This window comes from Streptomyces sp. NPDC048523 (assembly GCF_043199815.1).
In the GTDB taxonomy this organism is placed as follows: Bacteria; Actinomycetota; Actinomycetes; order Streptomycetales; family Streptomycetaceae; genus Streptomyces.
On the sequence record NZ_JBICWQ010000007.1, the window covers coordinates 1 to 14,961 of the forward strand.

Consider the following 14,961-nt stretch of genomic DNA (forward strand, 5'->3'; position numbering starts at 1 on the left):
CTGTCCCTGCACCCGCACCCGGGACAGCTCGTCGCCAACGACATCGGCCGGGTGAAGATCCGTACCGCCGAGCCGCTGCCCGTCGACTCCTACTCGGACTCGCGGCGCACCGGTTCGTTCATCCTCATCGACCCGAACGACGGCACCACCCTCACCGCGGGCATGGTCGGCGAGTCGTTCGCGTCCCCCGAGCCCGTCAAGGACGAGTCCGAGGACGACGGGTGGGACTTCTGACATGAACTCCACCGACTACTACTCCACGTTCGCGAAGGAGGGCGGCCGCGTAGGCAGCGGCGCGCTCGGCAGCGGGCAGGGCGGAGTGGCGCGATGTGTGCGCTGACGTACGCGCACCGCTTGCGCGCCCCGTCCCCCCACAGCCGTAGACGCAACCTGCCAACCTCCCGGCCACGACCTGAGAGACCGTGACCGCCGGGCCTCCGAGAGGAACACCTCCCGTGCCTGCTACAACCGCTCTTCGCCGCTCCCTCGCGGTCATCGCCGCGCTCCCGCTGCTCACCCTCGCCGCTTGCGGCTACGGCTCGGACTCCAAGGACACCGACACCGCCAAGGTCGCCGCCGGGGCGAAGAAGATCGACGGCCTCGGCTCCGTCAAGATCGGCTACTTCGGCAACCTGACCCACGGCACCGCGCTCGTCGGGGTGAACAAGGGCTTCTTCCAGAAGGAGCTCGGGGCCACCAAGGCCTCGTACGCGACCTTCAACGCCGGCCCGTCCGAGATCGAGGCGCTCAACTCCAAGTCGATCGACATCGGCTGGATCGGCCCCTCCCCGTCGATCAACGGTTACGTCAAGTCGGGCGGCAAGAGCCTGAAGATCATCGGCGGTTCGGCCTCCGGCGGTGTGAAGCTGGTCGTCAACCCGGACAAGATCAAGTCCCTCAAGGACGTCAAGGGCAAGAAGATCGCCACCCCGCAGCTCGGCAACACGCAGGACGTGGCGTTCCTCAACTGGATCGCCGACCAGGGCTGGAAGGTCGACGCTCAGAGCGGCAAGGGTGACGTCACCGTCGTCCGCACCGACAACAAGATCACGCCGGACGCCTACAAGTCCGGTTCCATCGACGGCGCCTGGGTGCCGGAGCCGACCGCGTCGAAGCTGGTCGCCGAGGGCGGCAAGGTCCTGCTCGACGAGGCGTCGCTGTGGCCGGACAAGAAGTTCGTGATCACGAACATCATCGTGCGCCAGGACTTCCTCAAGGAGCACCCGAAGGCGGTCGAGGCCGTCCTGAAGGCGTCGGTGGAAGCCAACAAGTGGATCAACGCCAATCCTGACGCGGCGAAGGCGGCGGCGAACGAGCAGCTGAAGGCGGACTCCGGCAAGGCGCTCAAGCCCGCGGTCCTGGACCCGGCCTGGAAGTCGATCCAGTTCACCAACGACCCGCTGGCCGCCACGCTCAACACCGAGGCGGAGCACGCGGTCAAGGCCGGTCTGCTCAAGAAGCCCGACCTGAACGGGATCTACGACCTCACCATCCTCAACAAGGTCCTCAAGGCCGACGGCGAGTCCACGGTCGACGCCGCCGGTCTCGGCACCAGCTGAGTCCGGTCCCCGAAGAGTTCCCAGGAGGTGACGACCATGGCCACGACCACGACGCTCGCCAAGGCCGACGAGTCCGTCGAGTACGCCGCACGCCTTGAGCACGTCTCGAAGTCCTTCGCGGGACCGGGTGGACAGCAGCTCGTCCTGGACGACGTCAGCATCGATGTCGCGCCGGGCGAGTTCGTCACCCTCCTGGGGGCCTCGGGCTGCGGCAAGTCCACGCTGCTGAACCTGGTGGCCGGGCTCGACGGCCCGACCGCCGGGTCCATCACGACCGACGGCCGCCCCGCCCTGATGTTCCAGGAGCACGCCCTCTTCCCGTGGCTGACCGCGGGCAAGAACATCGAACTCGCTCTGAAACTCAGGGGAGTTCCCAAGCCCGAACGGCGCGACAAGGCCGAGGAGCTGCTCGAACTGGTCCGGCTGAAGGGCGCGTACGGCAAGCGCGTCCACGAACTGTCGGGCGGTATGCGCCAGCGCGTGGCACTGGCCCGCGCGCTGGGGCAGGAGAGCAATCTGCTGCTGATGGACGAGCCGTTCGCGGCCCTCGACGCCATCACGCGGGACGTGCTGCACGACGAGATCACCCGGATCTGGACGGAGACCGGGATCTCCGTCCTGTTCGTCACGCACAACGTGCGCGAGGCGGTGCGGCTCGCGCAGCGCGTGATCCTGCTGTCCTCCCGCCCGGGCCGGATCGCGCGTGAGTGGACGGTCGACATCCCGCAGCCGCGCCGCATCGAGGACGCGCCCGTGGCCGAACTGGCCCGTGAGATCACCGAAGAACTGCGTGGGGAGATCCGCCGTCATGGCCAGCACTGACACGACACCGGCCCAGGACGCCGGGAGCGTAGAGGCGGGCCTCGACGCGCTGGAGACCCAGGCCACCGGCCGCCCGACCCTGCGCCAGACCCTCGTCAACAAGATCCTGCCGCCGGTCATCGCGCTCGCGGTGGTCCTCGTGATCTGGACGCTCCTCTACCCGGTCGTCGACGACCCGTCCAAGCTGCCGTCGCCGGCGGCCGTGGGCGCCACGTTCAAGGAGGCCTGGCTCCAGGGCGATCTGCTCGGCTACATCTGGACCAGCGTCTCGCGCGGTCTGCTGGGCTTCTTCTTCGCCCTGCTCATCGGCACCCCGCTGGGCCTGATCGTGGCCCGGGTGAAGTTCATCCGCGCGGCCATCGGCCCGATCCTGTCGGGTCTGCAGTCGCTGCCCTCGGTGGCGTGGGTGCCGCCGGCCGTGATCTGGCTGGGCCTGAACAACTCCATGATGTACGCCGTGATCCTGCTCGGCGCGGTCCCCTCCATCGCCAACGGCCTGGTGTCCGGCGTCGACCAGGTGCCGCCGCTGTTCCTGCGGGCCGGCCGCACGATGGGGGCGACGGGCGTCAAGGGCATCTGGCACGTCACGCTGCCGGCCGCACTGCCCGGCTATGTGGCGGGTCTCAAGCAGGGCTGGGCGTTCTCCTGGCGCTCGCTGATGGCCGCGGAGATCATCGCCCAGTTCCCCGATCTGGGCGTGGGCCTGGGCCAGTTGCTCGAGAACGGCCGCACCAACAGCGACATGGCCATGGTGTTCGAGGCGATCCTGCTCATCCTGTTCGTCGGCATCGCGATCGACCTGCTGATCTTCAGCCCGCTGGAGCGGTGGGTGCTGCGCAGCCGCGGTCTGCTGGTGAAGAGCTGAGTCCATGAAGCCCGTTCTCCTGGTCATCGCCCACGGCAGCCGCGACCCGCGGCATGCCGCGACGGTGCACGCTCTCGTACGCCGGGTGCGCTCGCTGCGCCCGGACGTACGGGTGGAGACGGGCTTCCTCGACTTCAACATCCCTTCCGTGCAGGGGGTGTTGGAGTCCCTGGCGGCGGAGGGCGTCCGTGATGTCGTAGCGCTGCCGCTGCTGTTGACGCGGGCGTTCCACGCGAAGGCGGACATCCCCGCGGTCCTCAGGGACGCGCCGCCGCAGCTCCGCATCCGGCAGGCGGAGGTGCTGGGTCCGTCCCCGCTGCTCCTGTCGGCGCTCGAACGGCGGCTCTACGAGGCGGGGTTGACGCCCGCCGACAAGTCCTCGACCGGGGTCGTACTGGCCTCGGCGGGGTCCACCGACCCGGAGGCGATCGCAGTGATCGCTGACATCGCGCGGGAGTGGCGGCACACCGGTTGGTGCGCCGTGCGGCCTGCGTTCGCCTCCGCGGCCCTGCCCCGCACCGAGGACGCGGTACGCGAACTGCGGGCTCTCGGCTGCGCGACGGTGGCCGTGGCGCCGTACGTCCTCGCCCCCGGGTTCCTGCCCGACCGCATCGCGCGCGGCGCGGCACAGGCGGACATCCTGGCCGGGGTGCTGGGGCCCGCGCCGGAGGTGGCGCGGGTGCTGTTGCGGCGGTACGACGCGGCGGCGGCGCAGGGGCTGCTGCGGCTGACGGTGAGCGCGTAGGCGTTACTCCTCGGCAGCCGCCACCGCCTCGTCGGCCAGCCGTGCCAACTCCCCCACCGGCAGCGACCCGGCTGCCCTGCGCTCGCGGGCGAAGGTGTTGGCCAGGCCCTGGAGAAGTTCGTTCAGCGGCGTCGGGACGCCGTGCAGGCGGCCCAGGAGGACGATCTCACCGTTGAGGTAGTCGGCCTCGATGGTGCCGGTGGCGCGGGCGAGGGACTGCCAGGAGGAGCCGCCGACCGGGACGCCGTCGAGCGGGACGGCGGTGACCTTGTCGCCGCGGGTCGTCCGCTGTTCCTCGACGCTCGCGTACGGGATCCCGGCCGCGTCGAGCACCGCCTCGCCCTCGGCACGGACCCGATGGCGCAGGGACCTGCTGTCCGCTCCGCCGTCGTCCGGGCCGCTCAGGGCCATCAGGGCGTTGCCGAGGTTGGTCAGCAGCTTGGCGTACTGCCAACGCGTCACGTCCGCCACGACCGGCGCCTCGAACCTGGACTTCTCCAGGTCGGCGGCGATCCGGTGCAGGATCTCGTCGGTGCCGTGCGGGTAACGGCCGAGGTGCAGCATCCCGGTGAGCGGGGCGCAGGCGGCGCTGACGACACCGGGTTCCACGAAGGTAGCCGGCAGCCAGACACAGACGCCGTAGACGTGCCGGAAGCGGCGCAGGGCCATGCGCTGCCCTTCCACGCCGTTCTGCGCGCACAGCAGCGGCAGCCGCTCGGCCGCCGTGCCACCGCCCTCGACCGGGGCCGGGCCCCACACGTCCAGGGCGCTTTGCGTGTCCTGGGTCTTCACGGCGAGGACGAGTACGTCGTCGGCGCGCAGGACACCCAGCGGGGCCGGTCCGTCCACGACCGGGAGCCGGTGGGTGAACTCGCCGTCCGGCACTCTCAGCCGCAGTCCGCCGTCCCTGAGTGCCGCGAGGTGCGCGCCCCGCGCGACCAGCACGACCTCGTGCCCGGCCCCTGCGAGCCGCCCACCGACGGCCCCGCCGACCGCCCCTGCCCCGATGATGATGTAGCGCATGGGAGGAGCCTCGCACAGGGGTGTCGGCCGCTGTGCGTCCAGCCGGTCATTCTGCGAACGGCGTGGCCTGGTGGAAGTACAGCAGCCACCCGCTCGGCGTGCGCCGCCACAGTGAACTGCGGTGCGCCCGGCTGCCGTTGTGCTCCGTTTCGAAGGTGAGGTGAACGATGTCGGGCGCGAGCCGGACCCCCTTCATCCCGAACGCCGCGATCGGTCCGGCCTCCTGATCCGAGGCCCCGGCCAGGGCGGCGATGATCGACGCTCGGTCCCAGTGCCGCCCTGAGGCGCCGAACTCGTGGAACTCGGGGTGCAGCAGCGCGCCCACGAGCTCGGGCGAGGCACGCACCTCGGGGTCGAGGAGCCGCAACTCGCCCTGGACCGCGGCCTCCACGGCGGGATCGCGGTCAGGCACCCGTCATCTCCACCAGCTTGACGACCGTGTTCCAGTTGCGGCTGGTGGCGATCACGCCCTTGTTCAGCCTCGGCCTGGACAGCTGCTCGGCGAGCTTGGAGCGGCCGAGGCCGTTCGGGGCGTAGAGGTACAGGGCGCGGTCGCCGAGGCGGAATTCCTCGGGGAGGTGGGCGGCCTGGTCGATCTCCGCGAAGCGGGCCGCGTCGACGGGGGCGGAGAAGTAGGTGACGTGGAGCTGTCTGCCCTCCAGTTCGGCGGCCGGGAAAGGGCAGTTGTCGGCGATCGCCTTCAGGTAGGTGTGGTCGCGGACGATCACGTCGACCGTGAAGCCGAACCGTTTCTCGATCGCGTCCGTGAGTTCGGCGGCCAGGGTGTCCTCGTCGCCGTGGTCGGCGGTGAACACGGCCTGCCCGCTCTGGAGGTAGCTGCGTACCCCGCCGTGTCCGAGGTCTTCCATCAGCGTGCGCAGGTCGGCCATGGGGACCTTCCTGCTGCCGCCGACGTTGATTCCGCGCAGCAGCGCCGCGTACGTGGTCGTCATGCGCCCACCCTAGGACGGCCCTCGCGCGGACCCTGATCACCGCCCCGCACACGGTTCTTTAGATGTAAGGGTCACGGTCCTCCCCAGTACCGAGGGCGCGCGGTCCCTTGGGAGGAGCCTGCGGCCCCCGCACTTCACCGGACAGCACGACGAGACGGGTTTATCCGGCTCATACCTTCTAAGTGAAAGGTGGCGGCAGGGGGCTGCCACCGCTCACAAGGGGGCAAGCCCGTCATGGGGAACGGAGACACAAGGGTGCGTGGCCTGGCCGCCCGGGCCGGCGGCTGGAGTGCACGGCACCGATGGGCTGCCGTCGGGATCTGGGTGCTGTTCGTCGTTCTGGCGATGGGGCTCGGCTCGGCAGCGGGCCGGGTCGACGTCAAGGAGAGCGATCAGCTCAAGGGGGAGACCCACACCGCCGCGAAGATCATCGAGGACGCCGGGATCGACGAGCCGGCCAGTGAGACGGTGCTGATCCAGGCCAAGAGCGCCGGTGGCAAGGCGACCGACGCCGACTTCAGGGCCGCCGTCGACGCGGTCATGAAGACGGTCGAGGGCACCGGCGAGGCCACGGACGTGACCTCGCCGTACGACACGAAAACGATCTCGAAGGACGGCCGCAGCGCGCTCGTGCAGTTCGACATGCGCGGCGAGGCGGACACCGCGGGCGACCGGGTCGAGCCGGTGCTGAAGGCCGTCGAGGGGGTGCAGAAGGAGCACGGGTCGCTGCGGATCGAGGAGATCGGCGGCGCCAGCATGATGAAGACGTTCTCCGACGCGTTCGGCGACGACTTCGAGAAGGCCGAGCTCTCCGCGGTGCCGGTGGCCCTCGGCATCCTGCTCATCGCCTTCGGCGCCCTGGTCGCGGCCCTGCTGCCGGTGCTTCTGGCCGTCAGCGCCATCATGGCGACCATGGGTCTGATGGGCATCGTCAGCCATGTGATGCCCATGAGCGACACCGCCAACTCCGTGATGCTGCTGGTCGGTCTGGCCGTCGGCGTCGACTACTGCCTGTTCTATCTGCGCCGTGAGCGCGAGGAGCGGCAGGCCGGGCGGGACGCGCAGACGGCGCTGCGGATCGCCGCCGCCACCAGTGGCCGCGCGATCATCGTCTCGGGTGTCACGGTGTGCGTGGCGATGGCGGGCATGCTGTTCACCGGGCTCGCCGAGTTCGAGGCGATGGGGCTGGCCTCGCTGATGGTCGTGGCGGTCGCCATGGTCGGTTCCGTGACCGTGCTGCCCGCGCTGCTCTCGCTGCTGGGCGGGCGGGTCGAGAAGGGCAAGATCCCCTTCCTGCACCCGGAGAGCCGGCTGCGCCGCAAGCGGGGCGTGAACCCGGAGAGCCGGTTCTGGACCGCCGTACTGAAGGGCGTGCTCGCGAAGCCCGGCATCTCGGTCGTGGTCGCTGCCGGCGCGCTGCTCGCGATCGCGGCACCCGCGCTCGGCATGAAGACCCAGAACCTCACCCTGGACCAGGAGTTCGGCGACTCGCTGCCGATCGTGCAGACGTACAACCGGGTCAACGACGCCTTCCCCGGTGGTTCCGACCCGGCCGAGGTGGTCGTGAAGGCCGCCGACATCAACTCCCCCGAAGTCACCGGCGCGCTGGCCGACTTCAAGGAGCGGGCGATCTCCTCGGGCGCCTCGCGCGGCCCGGTCGAGATCAAGCTGCACGACGCGCAGAACCTCGCCTTCGTGTACGTCCCGCTGGTGGGCGGCTCCGACTTCGACAAGGCCGGTCGGAGCCTGGACAAGCTGCGCGACGAGGTACGTCCGGCCACGCTCGGCAAGGTCGACGGTGTCCAGGCACCGATCACCGGACAGGTGGCGGGATCCAAGGACTTCAACGACCAGCTGACCGGAGCGGTCGTCCCGGTCTTCGCGTTCGTGGTGGTCTTCGCCTTCGTGCTGATGCTGCTGTCGTTCCGCTCGCTGACGGTCGCGATCACCTCCATCGTGCTCAACCTGCTGTCGGTGGGCGCCGCCTACGGCATTCTCGTCGCGGTCTTCCAGCACGGCTGGGGCGCCTCGCTGGTGGGCGCGGAGGGCGTCGGCGCCATCATCACCTGGCTGCCGCTGTTCCTCTTCGTGATCCTGTTCGGCCTGTCGATGGACTACCACGTGTTCGTGGTCTCGCGGATCCGCGAGGCGCGCCTGCGGGGCCGCAGCACGAAGGACGCGATCCAGCACGGCGTGGTCACCACGGCCGGCGTCGTCACCAGCGCCGCCGTCATCATGGTCGCCGTCTTCGCGATCTTCGGGACGCTGTCCATGCAGTCCATGAAGCAGATGGGCGTGGGTCTCGCGGCCGCGGTGCTCATCGACGCGACGATCATCCGGGGCGTGCTGCTCCCGGCGGTCATGGCACTGCTCGGCGAGCGCAACTGGTACCTGCCGAAGTGGCTGCACCGGCTGCCCGACCTCACCCACGACGAGGCCGCGGACGCCGTGGCGGTGCCCGCGGCGCGGGACGACGAGGGTGAGCCGCTGAGGGTCTGACCCCTGCGGGACGGGGCTGAATCCCCCTGTACCGAGGGTCCGTTGGCAACCGGGGTGCCAACGGACCCTCACTCATGCGCGCAGTTCCGCCTCGATGAGATCGGCGGCCCTGCGCGTGCCGCCCTCCTGGGCCATCTCCGCCTGGATCTCCTTGAGCCTGCGGGCCACCTCCGGGTCGTCGACGAGCGCGAGGGCGGCCTCCCGCAGAGCCTCGGCGGTCGCCTCCTGCGTGTCGATCCGGCGGGCGACCCCGAGGCCCTGGAGCATGTCGGCGTTGCCGAACTGGTCCACGGCCTGCGGTACGGCGATCATCGGCGTGCCGGTCGCCAGTCCCTCCTGGCTGCCGCCCGCGCCGGCGTGCGTGACGAACAGGTCGGCCTGCCTGAGGACCGCCAACTGCGGTACCCACGAACGCACTTCGACGTTGTCCGGTACGGCGCCCAGCTCGGCCGGGTCCACGTGCCTGCCGATCTGGAGCACGAGGTGCCAGCCGGGGAGGTCGCCGAAGGCGCGGACGCATTCCTTGTAGAAGTCGGGCCGCTTGGTGAAGGAGGAGCCGAGGGAGACCAGTGCGACCTTCTCGGCCCCGGCCGGCCGCTGCCACTCCCCCTGGGAGCCGCGGTCCCCCTGACAGGCGCCGACGAAGGTGTACACGCTCTCGTCGACCCGGTCGGCGTTCGGCTGGAGCGCCCTGGGGATCAGGACGAGGGAGCGGTCGGGGCGGCCTGCGAAGGGGTCGGGGTGCAGGTCGATCCCGTTGTCCCGCAGCCAGTTCTGGAACCGGGCGTAGTAGGCCTGCCCTCGTTCGGTGCTCTTCGGCCCGGCCCACATCGGCTCGGCGACCTCCTCCTCGTAGCCCTCCCAGGCGACGAGGTTCGGCGAGAGGGAGATCGCGGGCACGCCCCAGCGGTGGGCGAGGACGCGGGCCGGGTAGGCGGTGATGTCGTGCAGGACGAGGTCCGGTGCGTCGCCGTCGTACGCCTGGGCGAGCTGCGGCAGGGCCTGCATCGCGTCGGCGAGGAAGAGTTCCACGTGGTCGAGGAGTTCGGTGCCCCAGGCCGACGGGTCGTCGTCCGGACCGGGCAGGGTCGAGTTCCACGGCTTCACCTCGGCCCCGGTCTCGGCGGCCTTCTCGGCGAAGAGGGGCGGAATGGCGTACGTGACCCGGTGCCCGCGGGCCACGAGCTCGCGGATCACTTCCAGGCTGGGGTTCACGTGGCCGTGGACGGCGATGGAGAACATGGCGATGTGCGAGCGAGGGGTCATGGGAGCGAGGCTAAGCGAGACGATACGTATCGTGCAAAGTGATTACCGAGCTGCACGGTGTCCGCCTGGTCGGCGAGCGCGATGCCTCAGCGCTGGTAGCGGGCCAACACCAGGTTGCCGTCGTCCTCCAAACGTTTTCGCAGCTCATCGAGGCCGATGGCACCGCTGTAGTACTCCTGGAAGGCCGGTGTGGCGACCTTGTCCTTCCACTCCGGGTAGCCGCGGACGGACTGCGCGGGAGCCGTGGTGAGGTGGGAGGCGAGGGCCGTGCCGGTGGCCCAGCCGTCCTTCGTGGCGTGCAGGGCCGGATCGGCGAGCGCCCGCGTCCCCGTGGGCAGCATCCAGTCCCCCAGCGCCAGCCGGACCATGTTCTTCGGCCGGAGCAGGAAGGCGATGAATTCGGCGGCCTCCTTCTTGTGCGGGCTGTCCTCGGCGACGGACAGGGTCTGCGGGCTGACGCCCTGGGTGAGCCCGTCGGCGCCGGCCGGGGCGGGCAGCACCTGCCACCGGAAGCCCTTCGGCGCCTGCTGCGCGATCTGCTGACGGTAGGAGAATCCGAGCGGGACCATCGCGTACTTGCCGCCGAAGAAGCCGGGCAGGGTGTCGGAGCCGCCGCTGCCGAGCGTGGTGGGCGAGGCGCTGTGGTCGGTGTTCGCCTGGTCGTGGATGGTGCGGGGCACGGTCTCGTCGGCCTTCTCGAAGCGGACGGTGACCTTTCCGTCACCGCCCCGGTGGAAGAGCTGTCCGCCCGCCGACAGCGACAGGTTGAGGGTCGCGGAGACGGGCTCCTTGAGCGGCCAGGCCACGCCGTACTTGCCGGCACCGCTGAGCTGCCCGGTGATCCGCCGGAACTCCGGCCAGGTCCAGGGGTGTTCGGGTGTGGGGATCCGGACGCCGGACTCCTTCAGCCACTCGGCGTTGGCGACGAGGACGCGGGGCTCCTGGAGGAAGGGCACGCCGTAGACGCCGTCGCCGAAGGTGGCGGTCTGCCAACTCCGTCGCGGGATGTCCGACTTCAGCCGCTCGGGCAGCAATCCCTTGAGATCGGCGAGGTAGCCGCCATAGGCGAAGTCCGCGAGGTCGTCGGAGGCGTCGTGGATGATGTCGGGCGCCTCGCGGCCCTCGAACGAGGTGAGCAACTGATCGTGGACGCTGTCCCAACTCCCCTGCACGTACTCGACCTTGACGCCGGGATGGGTCGCGTTCCACTCCTTCACGAGAGCCTTGTTGGCCTCGACGGACTCCTCCTGCCAGGCGAGGGACTGGAAGCGGAGGGTGATACGGCCCTCCTCGTCCTCGGGCATGCTCGTACCCGTGCATCCAGCCAGGAGCAGGACGAGGACTCCCACGATCCATCGTGCGCGCATCAGCTCTTCACCGCCCCGGCCAACATGCCTCCCGTGATACGGCGTTGGATGATCGCGAAGATGATCAGCGAGGGAAGGGTGGCGAGGAACGCGGCCGCCGCCAGCGGGCCGAGGTCGGCGACTCCCTCCGCTCCGATGAAGTGGGTGAGGACGACCGGCAGGGTCTGTTTGTCCGCGGTCTTCAGGAGCACCAACGCGAAGAAGAACTCGTTCCACGCGGTGATGAACGCGAACAGTGCCGTCGCCACGATCCCCGGCGCGAGCAGCGGCGCCGTCACCGACACCAGGGTCCGCAGGCGCCCGGCCCCGTCGACGGCCGCCGCCTCCTCCAGCTCGGTCGGCACGGCACGGACGTATCCGACGAGCATCCACAGCGCGAACGGCAGCGCCCACACGACGTACACCAGCACCAGCCCCACCAGGGAGTTGATCAGCCGCAGGTTCTTCAGCACCAGGAACAGCGGGATGATCACCAGCACGAGCGGGAACGCCTGACTGACCACCACCCAGCCCGTGGCGGCCTTCGCCAGCCTGGTGCGGTGGCGGGCCATGACATAGGCGAGCGGCGTCGCGATCAGTACGGCGATCACCGCGGCGGCGAGCGCGGCGAGCAGGGAGTTTCCGGCGGCGCGCAGCAGGGGCTGTTCGTCGAAGGCCTGCCGGAAGTTGTCGAGGGTGGGGTCCCGGGGGATCCAGGTGGGGTGCAGACTGCCCAGTTCCCGGGGGGACTTGAAGGCGGTGGAGACCAGCCAGAGGAAGGGGAAGGCGAGGAAGACGAGATAGGCGAGGAGGGCGGCGTACTGGCCGACGCGGCCTGAGGTGCTGGTCCTCACGCGTCGTCACCTCCCTTGAGTCGGCCCATGAGGAACAGGGCGAGCAGGACGGAGATGACGGCCACCATCACGAGCCCCATCGCGGCCGCGTAGCCGAACTGGCCGTAGCGGAAGGCCTCTTCGTAGGCGAAGAGCATGGGCAGGCGGGTGCGTCCGCCGGGTCCGCCGCTGGTCAGCACGTACACCAGGGCGAACGAGTTGAAGTTCCAGATGAAGTTGAGCGCGGTGATCGCGAGCGCGACCGGTCTGAGGGCGGGCCAGGTGACCGTGCGGAAGCGTCGCCAGGCACCCGCGCCGTCCATCGCGGCCGCCTCGTGGAGTTCGCGCGGAGTGTTCTGGAGGCCGGCGAGCAGAGTGACCGTCGTCTGCGGCATCCCGGCCCAGACGCCGACGACGATCACGGCGGGCAGGGCGGTGGACAGGCCGCTGAGCCAGTCCCGGCCGTCGCCGAGACCGAGGGTGCGCAGGGTCTCGTTGAGGACACCGGCGTCCGGGTTGTAGACCAGGCGCCACATGACACCGACGACGACCTCGGGCATGGCCCAGGGGATGATCGCGAGGGCGCGGGCGAGCCAGCGCAGCTTGAGGTCCTGGTCGAGCAGCAGGGCGAGACCGAGCGCCAGCAGGAACTGCGGGACGGTCACCCCGACCGCCCAGACAAGGCCGATCCGGAACGACTCCCAGAACAGCGTGTCGTGCAGCAGGTCCTGGAAGTTGAGGCCGCCGATCCACTGGGTGGCCCGGGTCCGGCCGGACTGGGCGTCGGTGAAGGCCAGCAGGATCCCGTACAGCAGCGGCCCCACGCTCAGCACCAGGATCGGGATCAGCGCGGGCAGCACCAGGAACCAGGCCGCGCGGTCGGTCGGGCGACGGTCCCCCTCGGCGCGCGGTGCGCCCTGCGCCGACCGCTCCTTCGCGGTCACCAAGGTCACGTCATCGGCTCCTTCGCACGGCTCGTGACGATCCGGCCCTCCTGGCCCGGGCCTCCGTCATGGTCGTGAAGGGGGTATGCGCCGTCAAGACAGCGCGCACAGCGGCCCACCTGTGGGAATGCGAGACTGACCGGGGCGATGGCGCGAACTCGGCGCCGTTCGCGGTGGCACTGCACAGGCATGCGGGGCATGTCAGGACCGGGAGGCCGGACGATGGACGAGGCACGGGCACGGGACGTACTGGCCGCGGCGGGGTTGCCTGCGGGGTCGGCGCAGCTGCTCGCCCTGGGCGAGAACGCCGTGTTCGCCGCCGGTGACCTGGTCGTCAAGGTGGGGCGCGACGCCGAGCTCCTCGACCGGGCACGCCGGGAACTGGACATCGCCGTGTGGCTGGCGGAGGCGGAGGTGCCGGCGGTGCGGGCGGCCGAGCCGAAGGCACGATTGGTCGAGGGACATCCGGTGACGTTGTGGCACCGGCTTCCGGACGCCGTACGGCCCGCCGAGGCGCGGGATTTGGCCGAACTGCTGCGGGTGGTGCACGCGCTGCCGGCCCCGCCCTTCGAGTTGCCTCCCCGTGAGTTGCTCGGGGGTGTCGAGCGGTGGCTGCGGCTTGCGGGGGATGCGATTTCCTCCGCCGACGCCGAGTATCTGCGACAGCGCCGGGACGGCTTCGCGGGGGCGGCGGCCGCGGTCACGCCTCGGCTGGAGCCGGGGCCGATCCATGGGGACGCGCTTCCCCGCAATGTGCACGTCGGTCCGTCCGGGCCCGTCCTTGTCGACCTGGAGACCTTCTCCTCGGATCTGCGGGAGCACGATCTGGTGGTCATGGTGCTGTCCCGGGACCGGTACGGGTTGCCTGCGGCGGCGTACGACTCCTTCACCGCCGCGTACGGGTGGGATGTGCGGGAGTGGGAGGGCTGCTCGGTGCTTCGGGGGGCTCGGGAGACGGCCAGTTGTGCGTGGGTGGCGCAGCATGCGCCGTCGAATCCCAAGGCGTTGGCCGAGTTCGAGCGCAGGGTTGCCTCGTTGCGGGACGGCGATGAGGAAGTGCGCTGGTACGCGTTCTGATCAAGGGGCGGCCGCGGGTCCGTAGTGGCTGGTCGCGCCGTTCCCCGCGCCCCTGGGTGGGTCATCTCCGCCCTGGATTGTTCGTGCCGCTCCTCTCAGCTCCGCAAGGACCGTGCGCACCGCTCTCCTCGCCGTCCTCTCCGGGCGGTAGAGGGCGTCGATGTGACGTCTCGCCTGGACGCCGCTCAAGGGTCTGAGGGCCAGGGCCGGATGCCGGCGCATTGTCCAGCGGGGCATCAACGCCAGGCCCCCGCCCGCCGCCACCGCCTCGGCCGCCACCGAGAACTCGTTGATGCGGTGGGCCAGGTGCAGGCGCCGGCCCGCGGCCGCCGCGATCGCCTCGATGGTGGCCACGATCGGGAAACCGTCGTGGGCGGTGATCCAGGGCTCGCCCGCCACGTCCGCCGGGGTCACCCGGCGTCCGGCCGCCAGCGGGTGGTCGGCGGGCATGGCCACGTCCAGTGGTTCCCGCAGGAGCGTGGTGGCCGTCACCGTGGGCGGCCAGGCGGGGGCGTGGTCGAGGCGGTGGGCCAGGACGATGTCGTACGCGCGGGTCAGGCGCGGGAAGTCCTCCTGCGGTACGTCCTCGTCGGCGAGCCTCGGGACGGGCGTGCCGGGGTCGGCGAGGGCGCGCAGCAGCAGGGGGAAGAAGGCCGCCCCCGCGCTGTGGAAGGCGGCCACCGAGACCTCGCCGTCGGGCCGGTCCACGAACTCCTGGACCGTGTGCCGGGCGCGGGCCAGCGCCGTCTCCACCTCGATCGCGGCGCCCGCCAGGGCCTGCCCGGCGTCCGTGAGCACCAGCCGTCTGCCCTCGCGCTCGGTCAGCGGCACCTTGACCGAACGCTGCAACAGCCTCAGCTGCTGCGAGATCGCCGACGGGGTCACCAGCAGCGCGTCGGCGACGGCGGTGACGCTGCCCAGTTCGCCGAGTTCCCGCAGGATCCGCAGCTGTCGTTCATCCATCTCGACAGTGTAGGAGAACTAAAAGATCGTTTAAGGAACTGGCTCTGGGCTTCAGGGACGGCTCGG

At 70.4% G+C, this 14,961-nt stretch carries 14 protein-coding genes and 1 pseudogene; 7 read left to right on the plus strand and 8 right to left on the minus strand.

What is annotated here, in order from left to right; translation table 11 throughout:
• The 5 genes and pseudogenes from ACGFWE_RS32220 to ACGFWE_RS32240 all read left to right on the plus strand — a co-directional run.
• Nucleotides 1-234, plus strand: a pseudogene (locus tag ACGFWE_RS32220) (hypothetical protein); the annotation flags it as partial.
• Between the two features lie 221 nt (nucleotides 235-455).
• Entirely contained in the window at nucleotides 456-1,559 is a 1,104-nt protein-coding gene (locus tag ACGFWE_RS32225) for an aliphatic sulfonate ABC transporter substrate-binding protein (RefSeq protein WP_393603499.1), read from the plus strand.
• Between the two features lie 36 nt (nucleotides 1,560-1,595).
• Nucleotides 1,596-2,381 (plus strand): ABC transporter ATP-binding protein, encoded by a 786-nt coding sequence (locus ACGFWE_RS32230; protein WP_393603501.1) that lies wholly within the window; start codon nucleotides 1,596-1,598, stop codon nucleotides 2,379-2,381.
• Nucleotides 2,368-3,246, plus strand: coding sequence for an ABC transporter permease (locus ACGFWE_RS32235; protein WP_393603503.1), 879 nt, complete (start codon nucleotides 2,368-2,370; stop codon nucleotides 3,244-3,246). Before ACGFWE_RS32230 ends, ACGFWE_RS32235 begins: the two co-directional genes overlap by 14 nt.
• 4 nt (nucleotides 3,247-3,250) lie before the next feature.
• The gene (locus ACGFWE_RS32240) at nucleotides 3,251-3,991 is read left to right on the plus strand and encodes a sirohydrochlorin chelatase (protein WP_393603505.1); all 741 of its coding nucleotides are present in this window, start codon (nucleotides 3,251-3,253) and stop codon (nucleotides 3,989-3,991) included.
• 3 nt (nucleotides 3,992-3,994) lie between these two features.
• Here ACGFWE_RS32240 and ACGFWE_RS32245 read toward each other — a convergent pair whose 3' ends face one another.
• The 3 genes from ACGFWE_RS32245 to ACGFWE_RS32255 are packed head-to-tail and all read right to left on the minus strand — an operon-like array spanning nucleotide 3,995 to nucleotide 5,967.
• On the minus strand, nucleotides 3,995-5,014 hold the full coding sequence (locus tag ACGFWE_RS32245) for a ketopantoate reductase family protein (protein ID WP_393603507.1): 1,020 nt from the start codon (nucleotides 5,012-5,014) through the stop codon (nucleotides 3,995-3,997).
• 46 nt (nucleotides 5,015-5,060) lie between these two features.
• Entirely contained in the window at nucleotides 5,061-5,426 is a 366-nt protein-coding gene (locus ACGFWE_RS32250) for a nuclear transport factor 2 family protein (RefSeq protein WP_352381858.1), read from the minus strand.
• On the minus strand, nucleotides 5,419-5,967 hold the full coding sequence (locus tag ACGFWE_RS32255; protein WP_393603509.1) for a DUF1697 domain-containing protein: 549 nt from the start codon (nucleotides 5,965-5,967) through the stop codon (nucleotides 5,419-5,421). The genes ACGFWE_RS32250 and ACGFWE_RS32255 overlap by 8 nt, the downstream gene beginning before the upstream one ends.
• A 234-nt stretch (nucleotides 5,968-6,201) precedes the next feature.
• Between ACGFWE_RS32255 and ACGFWE_RS32260 the strand changes: the two genes are divergently transcribed.
• Nucleotides 6,202-8,466, plus strand: a complete 2,265-nt coding sequence (locus tag ACGFWE_RS32260; protein WP_393603511.1) for an MMPL family transporter — start codon at nucleotides 6,202-6,204, stop codon at nucleotides 8,464-8,466.
• Between the two features lie 72 nt (nucleotides 8,467-8,538).
• Here ACGFWE_RS32260 and mgt read toward each other — a convergent pair whose 3' ends face one another.
• The 4 genes from mgt to ACGFWE_RS32280 all read right to left on the minus strand — a co-directional run bounded on the left by mgt (nucleotide 8,539) and on the right by ACGFWE_RS32280 (nucleotide 12,864).
• Nucleotides 8,539-9,732, minus strand: coding sequence for a macrolide-inactivating glycosyltransferase (gene mgt, locus ACGFWE_RS32265; RefSeq protein ID WP_393603513.1), 1,194 nt, complete (start codon nucleotides 9,730-9,732; stop codon nucleotides 8,539-8,541).
• Between the two features lie 86 nt (nucleotides 9,733-9,818).
• Nucleotides 9,819-11,099 (minus strand): ABC transporter substrate-binding protein, encoded by a 1,281-nt coding sequence (locus ACGFWE_RS32270; protein WP_393603515.1) that lies wholly within the window; start codon nucleotides 11,097-11,099, stop codon nucleotides 9,819-9,821.
• Nucleotides 11,099-11,932 (minus strand): carbohydrate ABC transporter permease, encoded by an 834-nt coding sequence (locus ACGFWE_RS32275; protein ID WP_352381866.1) that lies wholly within the window; start codon nucleotides 11,930-11,932, stop codon nucleotides 11,099-11,101. Before ACGFWE_RS32275 ends, ACGFWE_RS32270 begins: the two co-directional genes overlap by 1 nt.
• A complete protein-coding gene (locus tag ACGFWE_RS32280; RefSeq protein WP_352381868.1) occupies nucleotides 11,929-12,864 on the minus strand; it encodes a sugar ABC transporter permease in 936 nt (311 codons plus the stop codon). The genes ACGFWE_RS32275 and ACGFWE_RS32280 overlap by 4 nt, the downstream gene beginning before the upstream one ends.
• A gap of 213 nt (nucleotides 12,865-13,077) precedes the next feature.
• Here ACGFWE_RS32280 and ACGFWE_RS32285 point away from each other — a divergent pair, with 213 nt between their 5' ends.
• Nucleotides 13,078-13,932: a phosphotransferase enzyme family protein gene (locus tag ACGFWE_RS32285; protein WP_393603518.1), complete on the plus strand. Its 855-nt coding sequence runs from the start codon at nucleotides 13,078-13,080 to the stop codon at nucleotides 13,930-13,932.
• Here ACGFWE_RS32285 and ACGFWE_RS32290 read toward each other — a convergent pair whose 3' ends face one another.
• A complete protein-coding gene (locus ACGFWE_RS32290) occupies nucleotides 13,933-14,895 on the minus strand; it encodes a LysR family transcriptional regulator (RefSeq protein WP_393603520.1) in 963 nt (320 codons plus the stop codon).
• Nucleotides 14,896-14,961 lie beyond the last annotated feature (66 nt).

Bases quoted from the DNA above. Each gene is read 5' to 3' on its own strand.
- ACGFWE_RS32270 (WP_393603515.1), bottom strand. From the start codon at position 11,099: ATGCGCGCACGATGGATCGTGGGAGTCCTCGTCCTGCTCCTGGCTGGA.
- ACGFWE_RS32260 (WP_393603511.1), top strand. From the start codon at position 6,202: ATGGGGAACGGAGACACAAGGGTGCGTGGCCTGGCCGCCCGGGCCGGC.
- ACGFWE_RS32240 (WP_393603505.1), top strand. From the start codon at position 3,251: ATGAAGCCCGTTCTCCTGGTCATCGCCCACGGCAGCCGCGACCCGCGG.
- mgt (WP_393603513.1), bottom strand. From the start codon at position 9,732: ATGACCCCTCGCTCGCACATCGCCATGTTCTCCATCGCCGTCCACGGC.
- ACGFWE_RS32245 (WP_393603507.1), bottom strand. From the start codon at position 5,014: ATGCGCTACATCATCATCGGGGCAGGGGCGGTCGGCGGGGCCGTCGGT.
- ACGFWE_RS32255 (WP_393603509.1), bottom strand. From the start codon at position 5,967: ATGACGACCACGTACGCGGCGCTGCTGCGCGGAATCAACGTCGGCGGC.
- ACGFWE_RS32230 (WP_393603501.1), top strand. From the start codon at position 1,596: ATGGCCACGACCACGACGCTCGCCAAGGCCGACGAGTCCGTCGAGTAC.
- ACGFWE_RS32290 (WP_393603520.1), bottom strand. From the start codon at position 14,895: ATGGATGAACGACAGCTGCGGATCCTGCGGGAACTCGGCGAACTGGGC.
- ACGFWE_RS32285 (WP_393603518.1), top strand. From the start codon at position 13,078: ATGGACGAGGCACGGGCACGGGACGTACTGGCCGCGGCGGGGTTGCCT.
- ACGFWE_RS32235 (WP_393603503.1), top strand. From the start codon at position 2,368: ATGGCCAGCACTGACACGACACCGGCCCAGGACGCCGGGAGCGTAGAG.